Here is a 16,263-nt window from a genome sequence, read left to right on the forward strand (position 1 = left end):
AGTTTAGGATTATTTTTATGATTAGAATCGCTATATTTGTTTTTTTGTCATTGTCGTTATATGCTGTAAATTTAGAGGATTTTATAGAGCTTAGTCTAAGAAATGAAACAAATTTGATAAAAGAAAACGAAATTTTAAAAGCAAATAATGAAAAAGACAAAGCTTTAAGTGCTTATTTTCCAAGTATAAGTTTAGAAAGTGCTTATAACGCAAATAATGGAGATGTTTTTATAGATAGGGCTAAAGAGAGTTTATATGCGGTTTTTTCTTTATCTTATATAATATATGATGGAGGTAAAAGAGAGGCACAGTTTAAAGGTGCAAAAAGTATGCAAAATTTAGCTCTTTTAAATTCACAATTTACAAAGCAAAATACAGTGTATAAAGCTTGTGTTCTTTATTTTAATTATCTAAGTTTAGAAAAAATAATATCAGCAAGCAAGGCTAAAGAAAATTTTTTGCAAAACAGTCTTAATAACGCTCAAAAGATGTTTTTAGCAGGTTTAAAAAGCAAAGAAGAATTTGAAAGCATAAAGGCTGTATATCATCAAAGCAAGATAGAGCGTATGAAAAATGAGCTTAAATTAAATGAGATTGAAAAGGAGATTTTTATACTTAGCAAAGAAAGGCTTGTCCCAAGCAAAATAAGCTCTTTGCAAGAACCAAAATACCATAGCACAGATAGCATAGAAGTAAAAATAGCAAGAGAAGAAGAAAATTTAGCAAAATTAAATTTAGATATAGCACGTTCTAAATTTTATCCAACTTTTTACATACAAAACAATTACGGTTTTTATCAAAATAATTTTGATTTTAGTATCCCAAACACCTTGCCGCCTTTTGCCATAAATTTCGTGGATAGGTATTTTAAAAGGCATTCACAAAATAATCAATTCATAATAGCTATGCAGTGGAAAATTTTTGATTTTAAGTTAAGAAGTTCGGAGCTTGAAAATAGCAGACTTGACTTTTACTCGAAAAAACTACAAACAAGATTAAATGAAAGAAAAAATAAGGCTGAACTTGAATATAGCTTAAAGGAATTACAGGTTTTAAAGGAGCAAATAAGTGCTTTAGAGCTAAATTTAGATGCTTCAAATTTAAGCTTTGAAAGTATAGATAAGAAATATAAAAGTGGATTAAAATCTTTAAATGACTATTTAAAAGCACTTGATGATAAGTTTAATTCTATAAGTAGGCTTGAATTGGCAAAAAATGAATACGAAATAGCTAAAGCTAGATATTATTTCTTAGCCGGACTTGACATAAGAGAAAGGATACAAAGGTGAGATTTTTTATATTTACATTCATGTTTATTTCTTGTTTAAAAGCGGAAGAGGTTTATGCTTATTTTGATGTTTATGCTATGAATCAAAGCTTTCTTGCTATGGAAACAGCTGGAGTGGTAAAGCAGATTTTTGTCAAGCCTTCTCAACTTGTAAAAAAGGGCGATGTTCTTTTAGAGCTTGAAAACAGTTCCGAAAAAATAGCTTTGCAATTGGCTAAAAATGACTACGAACTAGCTTTAACAGAGCTTAACAATAGCAAAAGCAAACTTTCTAAATTTAGCAAGGTAAAAGATGTCTTAGACAGTCAAAGTTTTGAAGATATGCAAGGTGCCTTTGAAGAAGCTAGATTAAAAGCAAAAAAGGCTGAATTAAACATAAAACGATATGAAGATGCTTTAGAAAAAAAGACCTTAAAAGCACCTTATGATGCTATAGTGGCAAATAAATTTATAAATGTAGGTGAAGGCGTTTCTCCGACTTCTCAAAAACTTTTTGAAATTTTTTCATATCCGCAAGTAAAACTTTTACTAAGCTTTGATGAAAAATACAAAGATAAAGTAAAAATAGGTCAAACATATAGATATAAGGTTGCAAACGAAGAAAAAGAAGCAAAAATAGATCTTATTTATCCTAGCATAGATGTCAAAAATAGAAAAATTTACGCAGAAGCCTATACCACAGGGCTTACAGTTGGACTTTTTGGAGAAGGGAGTATAATTATAAAATGATGTATAAAATAGCTATAAATAGACCTATAACGGTTTTAATGTTTTTTGTGGCTTTGATAATATTTGGCTTGATTTCAGCCTTTAGTATGAGTGTGAATTTGTTTCCTAGCGTCAATGTGCCGATAATTAAAGTAAGCACAAAACTAAGCGGGGATTTAAAATACATAGAATCAAAAGTTACTAAAGAGATAGAAAATGCTCTTAGCGATATAGATGGCATAAAGACTATATCTTCAAGTTCTTTTGATAATTTCACTGTAACCGTTATGGAATTTGAGCTTGATAAAGATTTAGAAGTGGCGGCAAATGACGTAAGAGATAGGATAGGCTCTTTATCGTTACCAGCAAAACCAGAAGTAGAAAAGCTAAATTCAGAGGCAGGTTCTGTTATATCTCTTTTTGTTTATTCAAAAAATAATGACAATATAGCATTAATGAGAGCTGTAAATGAAAAAATAAAGCCTAAATTACAAAGGATAAGTGGAGTAGGAAAAATCGATACAGTAGCTTATCTAGAGCCACAAATTAGAATAAAACTTGAACCAGCTTTGCTACAAAAATATAATCTTAATGCCTTAGAAATAGCAAATTTGATAAAAAAACAGAATTTCAAACAAGCACTTGGAGAGCTTGAAAATGATAAGAAAAATTATATAATAAAAGGTTATTTTGAAGCCACGTCTTTAAAAGAGCTAGAAGATATCATAGTATTACCGGGACTTTTTCTAAAAGATATAGCAAAGATAGAGCAGGATTTAGAAGATAAAAAACAAATCGCTATCAAAGATTTGCAAGAAGGGGTTTTGCTTGAAATAAATAAAGTCAGTAGATACAACGCTCTTGAAACTATAAGTAATGTAAAAAACGAGCTTTCAAATCTTGAAAAAATAGCTGGTAAAGATATTGGCATAGAAGCTGTTTATAATAAAAGTGAAAACATAAGCAAACATCTTTATCAAGTAATTTTTGATATGTTTCTTGGTATTATTTTAACTGTGCTTATAGTGTATCTTTTTTTAAGGAGTATAAGTGCTACCTTAATAGCTTGTGTTGCTATACCAACCTCTATAATATCTACATTTTTTTTGATAGATTTGATGGGATATGATTTAAATCGTTTAACACTTATAGCACTTACTCTTAGTATAGGTATATTTGTTGATGATGCGATAGTTGTTATAGAGCATATAGCAAAAAAAATAGATGAAAAGCTTCCACCTTTACAGGCGGCTTATGAAGGCATAAGCGAAATAGGCTTTTCTGTTCTTAGTATAAGCGTTGTTTTGCTTTGTGTTTTTGTGCCTATTGCTTATATGCATTCTATACCGGGACTTTTCTTTAATGCTCTTGGCATAAGCGTTGCTAGCGGCGTTGTAGTAAGCTTTTTAGTAGCTATATTTTTGATACCTAGCTTAAGTGCTAGATTTTTTTCCAGCAAGAAAAGCAAATTTTACTATAAAAGTGAGCCTTTTTTTAACAGCTTAGAACATAGATATGAAATGTTATTAGGAAGCATTTTAAAACATAAGGCTAAATTTTTATTAGCATCTTTTGTTGTCATTTTGCTTTGCTTTTTTTTAGCTACTAGATTAGGTCTTGATTTCTTGCCTATGGAAGATGATAGCGAATTTCAGGTTATGATAGAAAATAGAACAGATTTGAGTTTAGAAGCTATGAAAGTCAAATCTTTAAAAATTTTGCAGGAAATAAAGGCTGATAAAAGAGTTGAATACGCTTATTTACTCGTTGGATATACAGATTCTATGGAAAGTAAGAAAGCTAAAATTTATGTAAAATTAAAAGAACTTAGTAAAAGAGATGAAAGACAACCTAAGATAGTAGAAGAGTATAGAAAAAAACTAAGTTATAGCGATCTTAAAATAAGAGTTTTAGATATGCCTAAATTCGAAGGTGCTGGTGTGGATTCTCCTATACAATTTTTAGTTCTTGGAGATGATTTAAACGAAATTTTAAAAGCAAGTTCTAGAGCAAAAGAGCTTTTAGCAAAGAATCCTAACATCGTTAATATAGACGATGATGCTAATTCCACAAAGGAAGAATTAGCAGTTTTTGTAGATAGACAAAAGGCTACTAGGCTTGGTGTTGATTTAGAATATTTAGCTGGAGTTTTGTCTTATTCTTTTTCTCAACTTAGCGTAGGAAATATGGATTTAGGAGCTTTTAAAGATGAAATTATATTAAGTTTTGACAAAGATTATAAAAAAGACATAGAAAGCTTAAAAAAGATTCAAATAAAAAATGATAAAGGGCAAAGTCTTGATTTAGAATCCGTTGTAAGCTTGGTATATCAAACAAATTTAGCATCAATAAATAGATACAATAAAAGCACAAGCGTAAAAATCAATGCTAGTAATACTGATATAAGTTTAGGTGAAGTAAAAAAACTTATACTTGATAATATAGACTATATTTTGGGCGATAATTCAAATTTAAGTTATGATTTTGCTGGTTTTATAGATCTTTTAGATGAAACTGTTATGGGTTTTGTGATGTCCATACTTTTAGCTTTTGTGTTGATATATCTTGTATTAGCTGCACTTTATGAAAGCTTGATACTACCTTTTGTGATTATGGTGAGTATGCCTCTAGCATTTGCTGGAACTTGTCTTGGTCTATTTTTGACGGGAAATAATTTTTCTCTTTTTGTTCTAGTTGCAATAATATTACTTTTTGGTATGGTTGGAAAAAATGCTATCTTGCTTGTAGATGTGGCAAACAAAAAATGCAAAGAAGGCTTTAATGTAGATGAAGCCTTGATAATAGCTGGTAAATCAAGACTTAGAGCTATTTTGATGACCTCTTTTGCTATGATTTGTGCTATGTTACCACTTGCACTTTCAAGAGGTTCAGGCTATGAGGGAAATTCTCCAATGGCGATAGCTGTTATATTTGGGCTTGTTAGCTCCACCATTTTGACACTGCTTGTTGTGCCTACTATCTTTGAATTTGCTTATAAGCTTGATGTAAAACTTAGGAAAATTTATGAAAGAAAAGAGTTGAAATAATTGAATTTAGTTTTTTCTCAGTTTAAAAATGCTTACAGATACAACAGCGATTCCTTGCTTTTGTATGATTTTGTAGCTAAAAATAAAATAAAGGGCTGCGTGCTTGATTTGGGCTGCGGATGCGGGATTATAGGAATTTTGCTTAAACATAAATTTATAGATATAACTTTAAGCTTGCTTGATATTTTAGAGCAAAACTGCGAGCTAACAAGCTTAAATTTAAAGCAAAATAATATAAAGGCTGCCGTGTTTTGTGCTGATTTAAGAAATCTTAAGCTTAGAAATCATTTTGATTTTATAGTTTGCAATCCTCCTTTTTACAGACTAGGAGCGTATAAAAGCGAAAATAAACACAAAGAAATTAGCAAATTTCAAAGCTCTCTTTCTTTGGATGATTTTTTGGCGTATTCTTACAAGCTTTTAAAGGCAAAAGGCGTTTTGTATTTTTGCTACAGTAGCGACTGTTTGCAAGATATTAACACAAAACTTACTCAATATAAACTTAGACTTAGTAAAATTTGCTTTGTTCATAAGGATGTAAATTCCAAAGCAAGATTAGTTTTAATAGAAGCTAAAAAAGGTTCTAAAGCTATGTGCGAGGTAAAAGCACCTTTTATAATGTATGAGGATGGCAAGCAAAGCAAGCTTTTAACAGAACTTTTAGCTACTTTGAGGATAAAAAGCAATGATTTATGATAAAAATTTTGATTACAGCTTTGATGAAAATGCTTGCAAAAACTGCGACGCGAAGTGCTGCACGGGAGAAAGTGGCTATATATATGCAAATTTAGATGAGATAGAAAAACTAAGGGCTAAATTTAAACTAAGTTTTAAGGACTTTGAGGAGAAATATTTGCTGAAAGTTAATGGCAGGTATTCTTTTAAAGAGTACAAATACCAAGACGGCTTTGCCTGTGTATTTTTCGATGAGCTTAACAAAAACTGCAGCATTTATGAACTAAGGCCTGAGCAGTGCAAGACATTTCCATTTTGGAACTATTTTAAAACACATAAAAAGGAGCTAAAAAAAGAATGTATTGGCGTTTGTTTTTAGTTTTTTTAAGCTTGTTTTTTTTAGCCTGTGCCGCCAAAAAGGAAAATCAAGAGCTAGTAAGATATGAAACAAAGCAAGAAATGAGCTTTGATGAAAAGCTTTTTAATGCCTTGGCTTACGAGCAAGGTATGGATTTTAAAAATGCTAGTATCGCATTTTTAGAGCTTTATAAACAGTACCGCTTAGAAAAAATGCTTGAAAAGGCCTTTGCTTTGGGAATTTTAAGTGATACAGACAAAGAAAATTTAGACTATATGAATAATGAAAGTACCAAATACAGCGACACAAATTTAGTACTGCTAAGACTTCAAATTTCGTATAATGTAAGGCTATCAAATATAAAAGAGGCTTTAGAGCTGCTTGAAAAACTTATGCAAAAAGAAAAACATTATAAAAATTACGAATTAGCCGGGGATTTGCAAATTTATAATAAAAATTTAAAAGAGGCTTTGAGGTATTATAAACTAGCCAAACAAAACTACCCAAAAGATGAAGCACCAAGCGAGGTCTTAGCCATAAAAATATCCGAGCTTGACTTTGTGCTAAATGCAAATAAAAAATCCTCCCAAGCTGTGCTTGAAACCTTCCTTAAAGAAAATGACAATAAATGCACGGTCTTAGTCTGCACAAGGCTTTTAGCACTTTATGCGCAAGAAAATAATTTTAATAAATTCAAAAAAATCTCCACAGATCTTTACGAGCTTACATCAAATCAAGAATTTTTGTTTAACCTCATCTATGTTTTTTATAACGCAAAGAAAGAAAAAGAGCTTTTTAACACCATTTCTAAGTATTTAGAAAATAATACAAACCTCATATATTTTATTTCTAAGGTCATAAAAGACAATAAAACAGCCGAAATTTTCGCAAATAAAATGTATGATAAAACCAAAAAAAGAACCTTTTTAAGCATAGCAGCTATGATAGAATATGAGGATACGCTTGAAAAAGGTAGCATAAACGAAACAAAATTACAAAACATAATCAGCAAATTTGAAAAATCCATAAACGAGCAAAGCGAAGCCTTTGAGCTGAATTTTTACGGATATTTGTTAATTGACCATGATATAAATATCTCTAAGGGCATTGATTTAGTAAATTTGGCCTTAAAAAGCGAACCGACGAATGTTTATTATCTTGATTCCTTGGCTTGGGGATATTTTAAGCAAGGAAAATGCACTGAGGCTCTAGAAATCATGAAAAAGGCTACAACTTATGATGAAAATCAAGAAATGATAAATTCTAACGAGTACAAAGAACACATGCAAGCTATAAACTCGTGTCTAGGTTTAGAACAATGATACTACAAGAAATTTTTTTAAAAAACAAGCAAGATTTAGAATTTCAAAAAGAGCAAAAGCCCTATAAAATCTTAGAAAAAGAATTAAAAGAAAGAAAGATAAAAGATGTAGCAAGCTTTTTAAAAAAGAGTGATGAGAAATTTAAAATCATAGCCGAGCTCAAAAAGGCAAGTCCTAGCAAGGGCGTGATAAGAGAGGATTTTGACATACAAAGCTTGGCCACATCTTACGAGCTAGGCGGTGCGAGTGCTATTTCTATCTTAACTGAGAAATATTATTTTCAAGGCTCTTTAGACTATCTTAAGCAAGTTAGAGCACAGTCTAAACTGCCTTTGCTTAGAAAAGACTTTATCTTTGATGAGTATCAAATTTTACAGGCTCACATTTACGGGGCTGATTTTATCTTACTCATAGCAAAAATGCTTGAAAAAGAAGACTTAAAAAGGCTATTTGCTTTCGCAAAATCCCTAAATTTAGAAGTGCTTTTTGAAATACACGACTTAAAAGACCTTGAAAAGGCTATTTATGTAAATGCCAAAATCATAGGCATAAACCACAGAAATTTAGACGATTTTAAGATTAACACAAGGCTAAGTTATGAGCTCATAAAAGACTTTCCAAAAGATAGCATAAAGGTTGCTGAAAGCGGGCTTGATGACAAAAAAACACTATATGAGCTTGATGAACTTGGCATTGACGCCTTTTTGATAGGAGAATATTTTATGAGAAAAAGCGATACAAAACAAGCTTTAAAAGACTTTGTAAGGAAATAAATGCAGCACTTATACGCACCTTGGAGACAAAAATACTTCGAGCAAAAAGAGGACACTTGTGTCTTTTGCAACATAGACGAAAAAGAGGATGAAAAAAGAGGGGTTTTATTTAGGGCTAAAAAATGCTATGGAATTTTAAACCTCTACCCATACACGGCCGCGCATTTTTTGATAATCCCTTACAAACACTTAGCAAATTTAGAAGAACTTGATAATGAAACTTGGCTTGAAATGTCTTTATACGCAAAGTATGGGGTTGAAATTTTAAAAAAGGACTTTAAGGCAGGCGGCATAAATTTGGGGATGAATTTAGGCTCTGTTGCTGGTGCTGGTGTGGCCGCTCATTTACATTATCATGTCTTGCCTAGGTATTTTGGAGATACAAATTTTATAAGCACCATAGCTCAAACTAGAGTTTGCAGCGCAAATTTAGAGGAAAGTTATAGGCTTTTAAAGAAAGCCTTTGATTTAAAGATAAAGGAAAGTAAATGATATATTGCGATTTTTGCGTTATGCCAAATACTAGGGTTGGCATAAAATTTGAAAAAACAAAGGATAATAAAAACATCTGCTCTGCTTGTATTAACCACAAAAAGAAAAAAGAGATTGATTATAAGGCTAGATTTAAGGAGCTTGAGTCACTTTGTGATAAACACAGGGCTCGTAATGGCAAATTTGATTATGACTGTGCCATTGCTGTTAGCGGGGGTAAAGATAGCCATTATCAAGTTTATATTATGAAAGAAGTTTTAAAGATGAATCCTATACTTTTCACAGTTGAGGACAATTTTACTATGACAGAGGCTGGTAAAAAAAATCTTCAAAACCTCTCAAGCGAATTTAAATGCCATATCATAAGCTTAAAACCCGATATAAAAACACAAAAAGCCGTGATGTTAAAGGCGTTTGAGCTTTTTGGAAAGCCTACTTGGTTTATAGATAGACTTATATACTCTTACCCTTTTGCTATGGCTTTGAAATTTAACACACCCTTGCTTGTATATGGAGAAAATGTAAGTTATGAGTATGGCGGAAGTGATGATAAGGAAACTCCTAGCGCTAGAAATATCTTTGAAAACGGCGTAGCAAGTGATTTGGATATAAAAACATTTTTAAACGATGAGGTAAAAGAGCAAGATTTGCAATTATTTTTTAATCCAAGAAAAGATGATTTAAACAAATTAGAGCCTATTTATCTTTCATATTTTTTAGAATGGAACTCCTATAAAAACTATGTTTTTGCAAAAAGCAGAGGCTTTACGGATTTAAGCTCTGAATGGGATAGGAGGCACTGTGCTGAAAATTTCGACCAAATAGATAGCATAGCTTATATAGTTCATTCTTGGATGAAATACCCTAAATTTGGACACGCAATGGCTAGTGATTATGCCTCGCGTTTTATTAGATACGGACTTTTAAGCAGAGATGAGGCTGTAAAAATAGTAAATGAAAGGGACGCAAAGCTTGATGAGCGGTGCGTGGAGGATTTTTGCTCCTTTTTAAATATCTCAAAATCTAAATTTTGGCAAATAGTTGAAAAACACTACAACAAAGAACTTTTTTATAAAAATGACTTTGGCGAATTCAAGCTAAAAAATCCACTAAGGGGGGGGGGGATTGACTTTCATAAGTAAGCCTATCAAAAAGATAGCTTAAACAGTTTTTAAGACTTTAAAAATATTTATGAAAAACACCCTAATTAAATTTTAAAGGTAAAAAAATGCTAAATTCTCAAGACACATATAAGGAAAAATACGAAAAAAAAGACTACGGTTTAAGATATCCTGACGGACACATCATACGTTTTTATGAAAGGATATTAAGATACAAGCTAAATGCTAAGGCAGGAAATTTGCTTGATTTTGGTTGTGGCACTGGAACTCACTCAGCTTATTTTAAAAGCAAGGGTTATGAATGCTTTGGCATTGATATAGTAAAAAGCTTAAAGCAAAGCTATGAGGCAAATACGGGGGGGGGGGCATTTCATTTTATAAATGCAAATGAAAGTTTTAAGGACAAATTTAAGGTAAGTTTTAATCTAATCTTTGCAAATCAAAGCCTTTATTATCTTCCAAAACAAAGTTTTAAAGACTGCATAAATGAATTTTATGATTTAGCACACAAAGACTGCATTATCTTTGCTACTATGATGAGTAAGAAAAATTACTATTTTAAAGAAGCAAAAAACTACGACAGCAAAAGTGGGCTTTGGGAGGTGAGCTTAAAAGGTAGGTTAAACGAAAAATCTTTTATAAATTTTGTGGATAATTTTGAGGATTTGCAAGAGATGTTTAAGCCTTTTAAAAAGCTATTTATGGGAGAATATGACAGCTTTAATTTAAAAGAGTTTGAGGGAAGCGCTCATCATTTCATATACATAGGTAAAAAATGAAAAAAATTACAATCATAGCAGAGGCTGGGGTTAATCACAACGGAGATTTAAACTTGGCTAAAAAATTGGTACAAGAAGCGGCATATGCGGGTGCTGATTATGTTAAATTTCAAAGCTTTGACACCGAAGATATAGTTACAAAAGACGCAAAACAAGCAAGCTATCAAGAAAAAAACACAAAAACAAAGCAAAGCCAATACGACATGCTTAAAAAGCTAGAGCTAGATAAAAAGGCTCATATAGAGCTTATAAAAGAATGTGAAAAATGCGGCATTAACTTCCTTTCGACTGCTTTTGATTTAAAAAACATAGAACTTTTAAATGAACTGGGGCTTGAAATTTTTAAAATTCCAAGCGGAGAAATCACGAATTTACCATACCTAAAAGCAATAGCAAAACTTAATAAAAAGGTATTTATGTCAACCGGAATGTCTAATTTAGCACAAATTCAAGAAGCCTTAGACATACTTTATAAATACGGAACTAAAAGAAAAAACATCACCCTACTTCACTGCAACACCCAGTACCCAACGCCGTTTAAAGACGCAAATTTAAAGGCCATGCTCACCTTAAAAGAGGCCTTTAAGCTAGATGTTGGCTACTCAGACCACACGCAAGGTATATCAGTAGCCCTTGGGGCTGCGGCTTTGGGTGCTTTGGTTATAGAAAAGCATTTTACACTTGATAAATCTATGCAAGGACCAGACCACAAAGCTTCCTTAGAGCCTTGCGAGTTAAGGGCTATGATTAAGGGCATAAGAGAAATTGAAATGGCTTTAGGAGACGGCATAAAAAGAATTAACAAAAGCGAAAAAGAAAACGCGAAAATAGCTAGAAAAAGCCTTGTAGCCTTAAAAGATATAAAAAAAGGCGAAATTTTAAGTGAGGAAAATTTAGGCACAAAAAGGCCTGCAAACGGCATTAGCGCTATAAGATATGATGAATATATAGGCAAAAAAGCCCTAAAAAACTACAAAAAAGATGAATTTATATGAGAAAAATAGCTGTTGTAAGTGCAACTAGGGCCGAGTGGTATTTGCTTAAAAATCTTTGTTATGAGATAGAAAAAGATGAGGATTTAAGCTTGCAGCTTTTTGTAAGCGGGACGCATTTAAGCAAGGATTTTGGCCTAACTTATAAAGAAATTCAAAAAGAATTTAAGATAAGCAAAAAGATAAAAATTCTAAGCAAAAAAAATGACGCACTTGCACTTTGCAAAAGCTTAAGTAAGGCTATATCTAAATTTAGTAAGGTTTTTGCTAAATTTAAGCCCGATATAGTAGTAATCTTAGGCGATAGATACGAAATGCTAGGAGTTGCTAGCGCTGCTTTGCTTATGCGAATTCCCATAGTTCATATTTGCGGTGGAGAACTTACACTTGGAGCCATAGATGATAGTATAAGGCATAGTATAAGCAAAATGGCTTCCTTGCACTTTGTAAGCACAAATACATACAAAAAGAGGGTTTTGCAATTAGGAGAGCAAGAAGATAGGGTTTTTACTGTTGGAAGTTTAGGAGCTGAAAACATAGCTAGAATGAATTTTTTAAGCAAAGAAGAGCTTAAAAAAGAGCTAAAACTTAGCTTCGAAAAAAGGATTTTTTTAATCACTTATCACCCACAAACCTTAAATTTAAAGGATACCAAAAGGGATTTAGAGCTTTTACTAGCCTTTTTAGAAAAACAAAAAGATACAAGCTTGATTTTTACCAAGGCAAATGCTGATGAAAATGGAATTCTTATAAATAAAATAATTGCAAAATTTACACAAAAACATAAAAATGCGAAGCTTTTTGATAATCTTGGCTCCTTAAGATACCTAAGCCTTATGAAAATAGCTGATATAGTGCTTGGCAACAGCTCAAGCGGCATACTTGAAAGCCCTTTTTTTAAGACACCGTGCATAAATATAGGCTTAAGGCAAGCGGGCAGGTTAAGAGCGGCAAACATTATAGATTGTGAAATCACAGAACTTGAAAAAGCCTACAAAAAGGCCATGTCAAAAGAATTTAAACTTTCTTTAAAATCCTTTGAAAATCCATTTTTCCACAAAGACACAAGTTATCAAATAAAAACCGTGCTAAAAAATGTAAATTTAGATACAATTTTATATAAAAATTTTGTGGACTTAAAATGGACCTTGAAAGAATAAAGCTAAAAGAAAACTCAAGCATAAAACAAGCCTTAAAAATCATAGGAAATGAAAGGGTAAGGCTTGGCCTTATCGTTGATGATGATGATAAATTTTTAGGAGTAATTAGCGATTCAAACATAAGAAAAGCACTAATAAATGGCAAAAAACTAAATGATGATATAAAAGAAATTTACACAAAAAACGCACTTACAATAAGTGCTAACACAAGCGAAAAAAAGCTCTTAGAACTTAGTTCAAAAACCGATATATACGATTTTCCTGTGTTAGATAAGAACAAAAAAATACTAGGCATAAAATCAATAGCACAAATTCTTAATAAAAAAAGACTGGCTAATAAAGTAATTTTAATGGCTGGCGGGCTTGGAACTAGACTAGCTCCTCTTACAAATACCACTCCAAAACCCATGTTAAAGGTTGGTAAAAAGCCAATTTTACACACCATCATACAAAGGCTTAGAAATCAAGGCTTTGCCGAATTTATCATGTGTGTAAATTACAAAAGAAAAATCATAGAAAATTATTTTAAAGACGGCTCATCTTTTGATGTTAAGATAGATTACATAAGAGAGAGAAAAAAGCTTGGTACGGCAGGGGCTTTAAGCCTGATAGAAGATGTGCCAAATAAAAGCTTCATAGTTATGAATGCTGATATACTCACAGATCTTGATTTCACAGAGCTTTTAAACGCACATAAAAAAAGCAAGGCCTCTATGACTGTTTGTCTTAGACAGTTTTCTCATCAAATTCCTTATGGTGTTATTTACAGTAAAAAATCAATCCTAACGGATATAAAAGAAAAACCTATGCAAAGCTTTGACATAGCGGCTGGAATTTATGTTCTTGAAAATAAAATTTTACAGTATATCAAAAAAGATGAATACCTTGATATGCCTGATTTAATCAAAATAGCCCTAGCAAATAAAGAAAAAATTTGCACATACACCATAAACGATTATTGGATAGATATAGGAAGGCTTAGTGAGTATAAAAAAGCAAATGAGGAGTTGATATTATGAAAGCACTGATTATAGGTTTTGGCAGCATAGGCAAAAAGCATTTTATAGCACTTAAAAAGCTAGGTTATGATGTAGAAATTTGTTCTAAGAGCTTTAAAAAAGATAAATTTAAAAATCACAAAATCAAAATTCACAGCGACTTAAGCGATATAAATTTAGAAAATTTCGAACTTTTTATAATATCAAACATAACAGTTATGCACTTTGACACGCTTAGTTTTTTGGATAAAAACTTAAAAAACAAAACAATCTTGGTTGAAAAGCCTTTATTTGAGACATATAAGGATTTCAAAGCCTCGCAAAATAATAAAATTTATGTTGCATACTTGCTTAGATTTCACCCTGTGATAAAGGCTTTGAAAAAACTTTTAAGCTATGAAAAGCCGTATTTTGCAAATTTTGTTTGCAATTCTTATCTGCCTAATTGGAGAGAGCTAGATTACACGCAAAATTACAGTGCTAAAAAAGAGCTTGGCGGCGGCGTTTTGCTAGACTTATCACACGAACTTGACTTAGCACAGTATTTGTTTAAGGATTTAGAACTTTTATACTCTCAAAATGAAAAAATTTCAGAACTTGACATAAGTAGCGATGATTTTGCTTTCTTAGCACTTAAAGGCAAAAATGAAGAAAAGGTTTTTATAAATCTTGATTATTTTTCTAAAAAGAACTCAAGAACCATAAACATATGCACGGAAAAACGAAGCTTCAAGGCTGATTTAAACAAAAACTACATCAAAATTTACAAAAAAAGCGGCAAGGTTAAAAAGATTGAATTTAAAAATAGTACCATTAAAAATCTTTGCTTATTGCACAAAGCCATACTTAAAAATGATAAAAATATTTGCAGCTTAGATGAGGGATTGCAAATACTTAGGCTTACTGATAAGGTGAAAAATGGCTGAAATTTTGTGCAGCATTTGCGCTAGAGGCGGCAGCAAAGGGGTAAAAAACAAAAATATAAGGCTTATAAATGGCTTAGAATTAATAGCTTATAGTATTTATCAAGCCAAAAACTCAAAGCTTTTTAAACATATAGTTGTAAGCACAGATAGCGATGAAATAGCAGCTGTGGCTAAAAAACACGGTGCTGAGGTATTTTTCAAAAGAGAGGCAAAACTATCCAGCGATACGGCCGCTAAAGTGCCTGTGATAAGGGACTGTTTGCTAAGAAGCGAAAAGCATTATGGAAAAAAATTTGACTATGTAGTGGACTTAGACGCGACAGCACCGCTTAGAACAAGCACGGACATTGTAAAAGCTTACGAACTTTTTATAAAAGAAAAAAAAGAAAATCTAATCACAGCTTGCGAAGCTAGGAAAAATCCTTATTTTAACATGGTTGAAGTAAAAGATGACAAGTCCGTAGTTTTGTGCAAAAGAAGTTCTTTTCGAAGAAGACAAGACGCGCCGCCTGTGTATGATATGAATGCTAGCATTTATATATTTACAAGGGCAAGACTTATGAAAACGGATGTAGTTTTTGGCAAGCACACAGCCCTTTATCTCATGGATAAAACAAGTGCTTTTGATATAGACGATGAGCTTGATTTTAAAATAGTAAGCATGCTTATAAGTGAGAAAAATTTAAAAATTAAGGATTTTTAATGCTTAGTAAAAAAGTAATCTTAATAGCAGGAGCTTGCGGCCGCATAGGTTTGGCACTGAGCAAAATGGCTTTAAAATACAATGCCACTGTGGTTTTAGCTGACATTAATGAAAAAAGATTAGCTGAGCTAAGCAAGGAATTTAAGGACTTCAAAGACAAAACAGCCTTTGTAGTGCTTGATAGCACCTCTAAAAAAAGCATTAATGAAGCCTTTGAAAGCACTAAAAATAGCTTTGGTCAAGTGGATGCTTTCGTAAATGCCACATATCCTTTGGCCAAGATAAAAACAAAGCCTTATTATGAGCTAGAATATGAAGAAATTTGTGCCCAGCTAAACATACATCTTGGTTCTTTTATCTTAGCCTCGCAAGAAGCGGTTAAGTTTTTCAAGAAGCAAGGCTATGGAAATATCATAAATTTAAGCTCTATTATGGGCTCTTTTGCACCTAAATTTGAAAATTATAAAAATACAAATATGCAAAGCTCGCTTGAATACAGCGTCATCAAAGCTGGAATAAACCATCTTGGAGTTTGGCTCGCAAAAGAGTTATTTAATACAAATATAAGAGTAAATACCGTTGTAAGCGGAGGCATACTTGATAAGCAAAATGAGAATTTTTTACAAGCTTATAGAGCATGCTGCGCTTCAAAAGGCATGCTTGAGGCCGATGATGTGTGTGGTCTTATAGTATTTTTGCTAAGTGATTTAAGTCTTTATATAAGGGGACAAAGCTTGGTGGTGGATGATGGCTGGTCTCTTTAAGTTGCTTTTAAAAAAAATCAAGCTAAACTAAATAAATTTTTAGAAAGGACGAGAATGGGCTTTATTGTTGAACTCTTTTCCTTTTTATCTTCAAATTTCTTCAATTCCTTTTATCTGTGGCGTAAATAATCTTTCTCATCAAAAATAAAAATTTAAT

16 protein-coding genes are annotated in these 16,263 nt (G+C 32.0%); all 16 read left to right on the plus strand.

What is annotated here, in order from left to right:
• Positions 1–17 precede the first annotated feature (17 nt).
• The gene (locus CAV_RS06205; protein WP_094325657.1) at positions 18–1,289 is read left to right on the plus strand and encodes a TolC family protein; all 1,272 of its coding nucleotides are present in this window, start codon (positions 18–20) and stop codon (positions 1,287–1,289) included.
• Complete coding sequence (locus CAV_RS06210) at positions 1,286–2,017, plus strand: efflux RND transporter periplasmic adaptor subunit (protein WP_390088921.1); 732 nt, start codon at positions 1,286–1,288, stop codon at positions 2,015–2,017. The genes CAV_RS06205 and CAV_RS06210 overlap by 4 nt, the downstream gene beginning before the upstream one ends.
• Positions 2,017–5,043: an efflux RND transporter permease subunit gene (locus CAV_RS06215; protein WP_094325806.1), complete on the plus strand. Its 3,027-nt coding sequence runs from the start codon at positions 2,017–2,019 to the stop codon at positions 5,041–5,043. Before CAV_RS06210 ends, CAV_RS06215 begins: the two co-directional genes overlap by 1 nt.
• On the plus strand, positions 5,044–5,739 hold the full coding sequence (locus CAV_RS06220) for a tRNA1(Val) (adenine(37)-N6)-methyltransferase (protein ID WP_094325659.1): 696 nt from the start codon (positions 5,044–5,046) through the stop codon (positions 5,737–5,739). It begins immediately after the preceding gene.
• Positions 5,729–6,097 (plus strand): YkgJ family cysteine cluster protein, encoded by a 369-nt coding sequence (locus tag CAV_RS06225; protein ID WP_094325660.1) that lies wholly within the window; start codon positions 5,729–5,731, stop codon positions 6,095–6,097. The genes CAV_RS06220 and CAV_RS06225 overlap by 11 nt, the downstream gene beginning before the upstream one ends.
• Positions 6,076–7,398 (plus strand): tetratricopeptide repeat protein, encoded by a 1,323-nt coding sequence (locus tag CAV_RS06230; protein ID WP_148131228.1) that lies wholly within the window; start codon positions 6,076–6,078, stop codon positions 7,396–7,398. The genes CAV_RS06225 and CAV_RS06230 overlap by 22 nt, the downstream gene beginning before the upstream one ends.
• Positions 7,395–8,171 (plus strand): indole-3-glycerol phosphate synthase TrpC, encoded by a 777-nt coding sequence (gene trpC, locus CAV_RS06235; protein WP_094325662.1) that lies wholly within the window; start codon positions 7,395–7,397, stop codon positions 8,169–8,171. The genes CAV_RS06230 and trpC overlap by 4 nt, the downstream gene beginning before the upstream one ends.
• Complete coding sequence (locus CAV_RS06240; protein ID WP_094325663.1) at positions 8,172–8,663, plus strand: HIT family protein; 492 nt, start codon at positions 8,172–8,174, stop codon at positions 8,661–8,663.
• Entirely contained in the window at positions 8,660–9,805 is a 1,146-nt protein-coding gene (locus tag CAV_RS06245; protein ID WP_094325664.1) for an N-acetyl sugar amidotransferase, read from the plus strand. The genes CAV_RS06240 and CAV_RS06245 overlap by 4 nt, the downstream gene beginning before the upstream one ends.
• An 86-nt stretch (positions 9,806–9,891) precedes the next feature.
• The gene (locus tag CAV_RS06250; protein WP_094752842.1) at positions 9,892–10,563 is read left to right on the plus strand and encodes a class I SAM-dependent methyltransferase; all 672 of its coding nucleotides are present in this window, start codon (positions 9,892–9,894) and stop codon (positions 10,561–10,563) included.
• Entirely contained in the window at positions 10,560–11,558 is a 999-nt protein-coding gene (gene neuB, locus CAV_RS06255; RefSeq protein ID WP_094325666.1) for an N-acetylneuraminate synthase, read from the plus strand. The genes CAV_RS06250 and neuB overlap by 4 nt, the downstream gene beginning before the upstream one ends.
• Positions 11,549–12,715, plus strand: coding sequence for a UDP-N-acetylglucosamine 2-epimerase (gene neuC / locus CAV_RS06260; RefSeq protein ID WP_094325667.1), 1,167 nt, complete (start codon positions 11,549–11,551; stop codon positions 12,713–12,715). The genes neuB and neuC overlap by 10 nt, the downstream gene beginning before the upstream one ends.
• On the plus strand, positions 12,697–13,734 hold the full coding sequence (locus CAV_RS06265; protein ID WP_094325668.1) for a nucleotidyltransferase family protein: 1,038 nt from the start codon (positions 12,697–12,699) through the stop codon (positions 13,732–13,734). The genes neuC and CAV_RS06265 overlap by 19 nt, the downstream gene beginning before the upstream one ends.
• A complete protein-coding gene (locus CAV_RS06270) occupies positions 13,731–14,639 on the plus strand; it encodes a Gfo/Idh/MocA family protein (protein WP_094325669.1) in 909 nt (302 codons plus the stop codon). The genes CAV_RS06265 and CAV_RS06270 overlap by 4 nt, the downstream gene beginning before the upstream one ends.
• A complete protein-coding gene (locus CAV_RS06275; protein ID WP_094325670.1) occupies positions 14,632–15,342 on the plus strand; it encodes an acylneuraminate cytidylyltransferase family protein in 711 nt (236 codons plus the stop codon). Before CAV_RS06270 ends, CAV_RS06275 begins: the two co-directional genes overlap by 8 nt.
• Positions 15,342–16,106, plus strand: coding sequence for a flagellin modification protein PtmA (ptmA, locus tag CAV_RS06280; RefSeq protein ID WP_094325671.1), 765 nt, complete (start codon positions 15,342–15,344; stop codon positions 16,104–16,106). The genes CAV_RS06275 and ptmA overlap by 1 nt, the downstream gene beginning before the upstream one ends.
• The last annotated feature ends 157 nt before the right edge of the window (positions 16,107–16,263 follow it).

Source organism: Campylobacter avium LMG 24591 (assembly GCF_002238335.1).
Taxonomy (GTDB): domain Bacteria; phylum Campylobacterota; class Campylobacteria; order Campylobacterales; family Campylobacteraceae; genus Campylobacter_D; species Campylobacter_D avium.

Bases quoted from the DNA above. Each gene is read 5' to 3' on its own strand.
- CAV_RS06250 (WP_094752842.1), top strand. From the start codon at position 9,892: ATGCTAAATTCTCAAGACACATATAAGGAAAAATACGAAAAAAAAGAC.
- CAV_RS06240 (WP_094325663.1), top strand. From the start codon at position 8,172: ATGCAGCACTTATACGCACCTTGGAGACAAAAATACTTCGAGCAAAAA.
- CAV_RS06225 (WP_094325660.1), top strand. From the start codon at position 5,729: ATGATTTATGATAAAAATTTTGATTACAGCTTTGATGAAAATGCTTGC.
- CAV_RS06215 (WP_094325806.1), top strand. From the start codon at position 2,017: ATGTATAAAATAGCTATAAATAGACCTATAACGGTTTTAATGTTTTTT.
- trpC (WP_094325662.1), top strand. From the start codon at position 7,395: ATGATACTACAAGAAATTTTTTTAAAAAACAAGCAAGATTTAGAATTT.
- CAV_RS06270 (WP_094325669.1), top strand. From the start codon at position 13,731: ATGAAAGCACTGATTATAGGTTTTGGCAGCATAGGCAAAAAGCATTTT.
- CAV_RS06265 (WP_094325668.1), top strand. From the start codon at position 12,697: ATGGACCTTGAAAGAATAAAGCTAAAAGAAAACTCAAGCATAAAACAA.
- CAV_RS06230 (WP_148131228.1), top strand. From the start codon at position 6,076: ATGTATTGGCGTTTGTTTTTAGTTTTTTTAAGCTTGTTTTTTTTAGCC.
- CAV_RS06275 (WP_094325670.1), top strand. From the start codon at position 14,632: ATGGCTGAAATTTTGTGCAGCATTTGCGCTAGAGGCGGCAGCAAAGGG.
- CAV_RS06245 (WP_094325664.1), top strand. From the start codon at position 8,660: ATGATATATTGCGATTTTTGCGTTATGCCAAATACTAGGGTTGGCATA.
- CAV_RS06205 (WP_094325657.1), top strand. From the start codon at position 18: ATGATTAGAATCGCTATATTTGTTTTTTTGTCATTGTCGTTATATGCT.
- ptmA (WP_094325671.1), top strand. From the start codon at position 15,342: ATGCTTAGTAAAAAAGTAATCTTAATAGCAGGAGCTTGCGGCCGCATA.
- neuB (WP_094325666.1), top strand. From the start codon at position 10,560: ATGAAAAAAATTACAATCATAGCAGAGGCTGGGGTTAATCACAACGGA.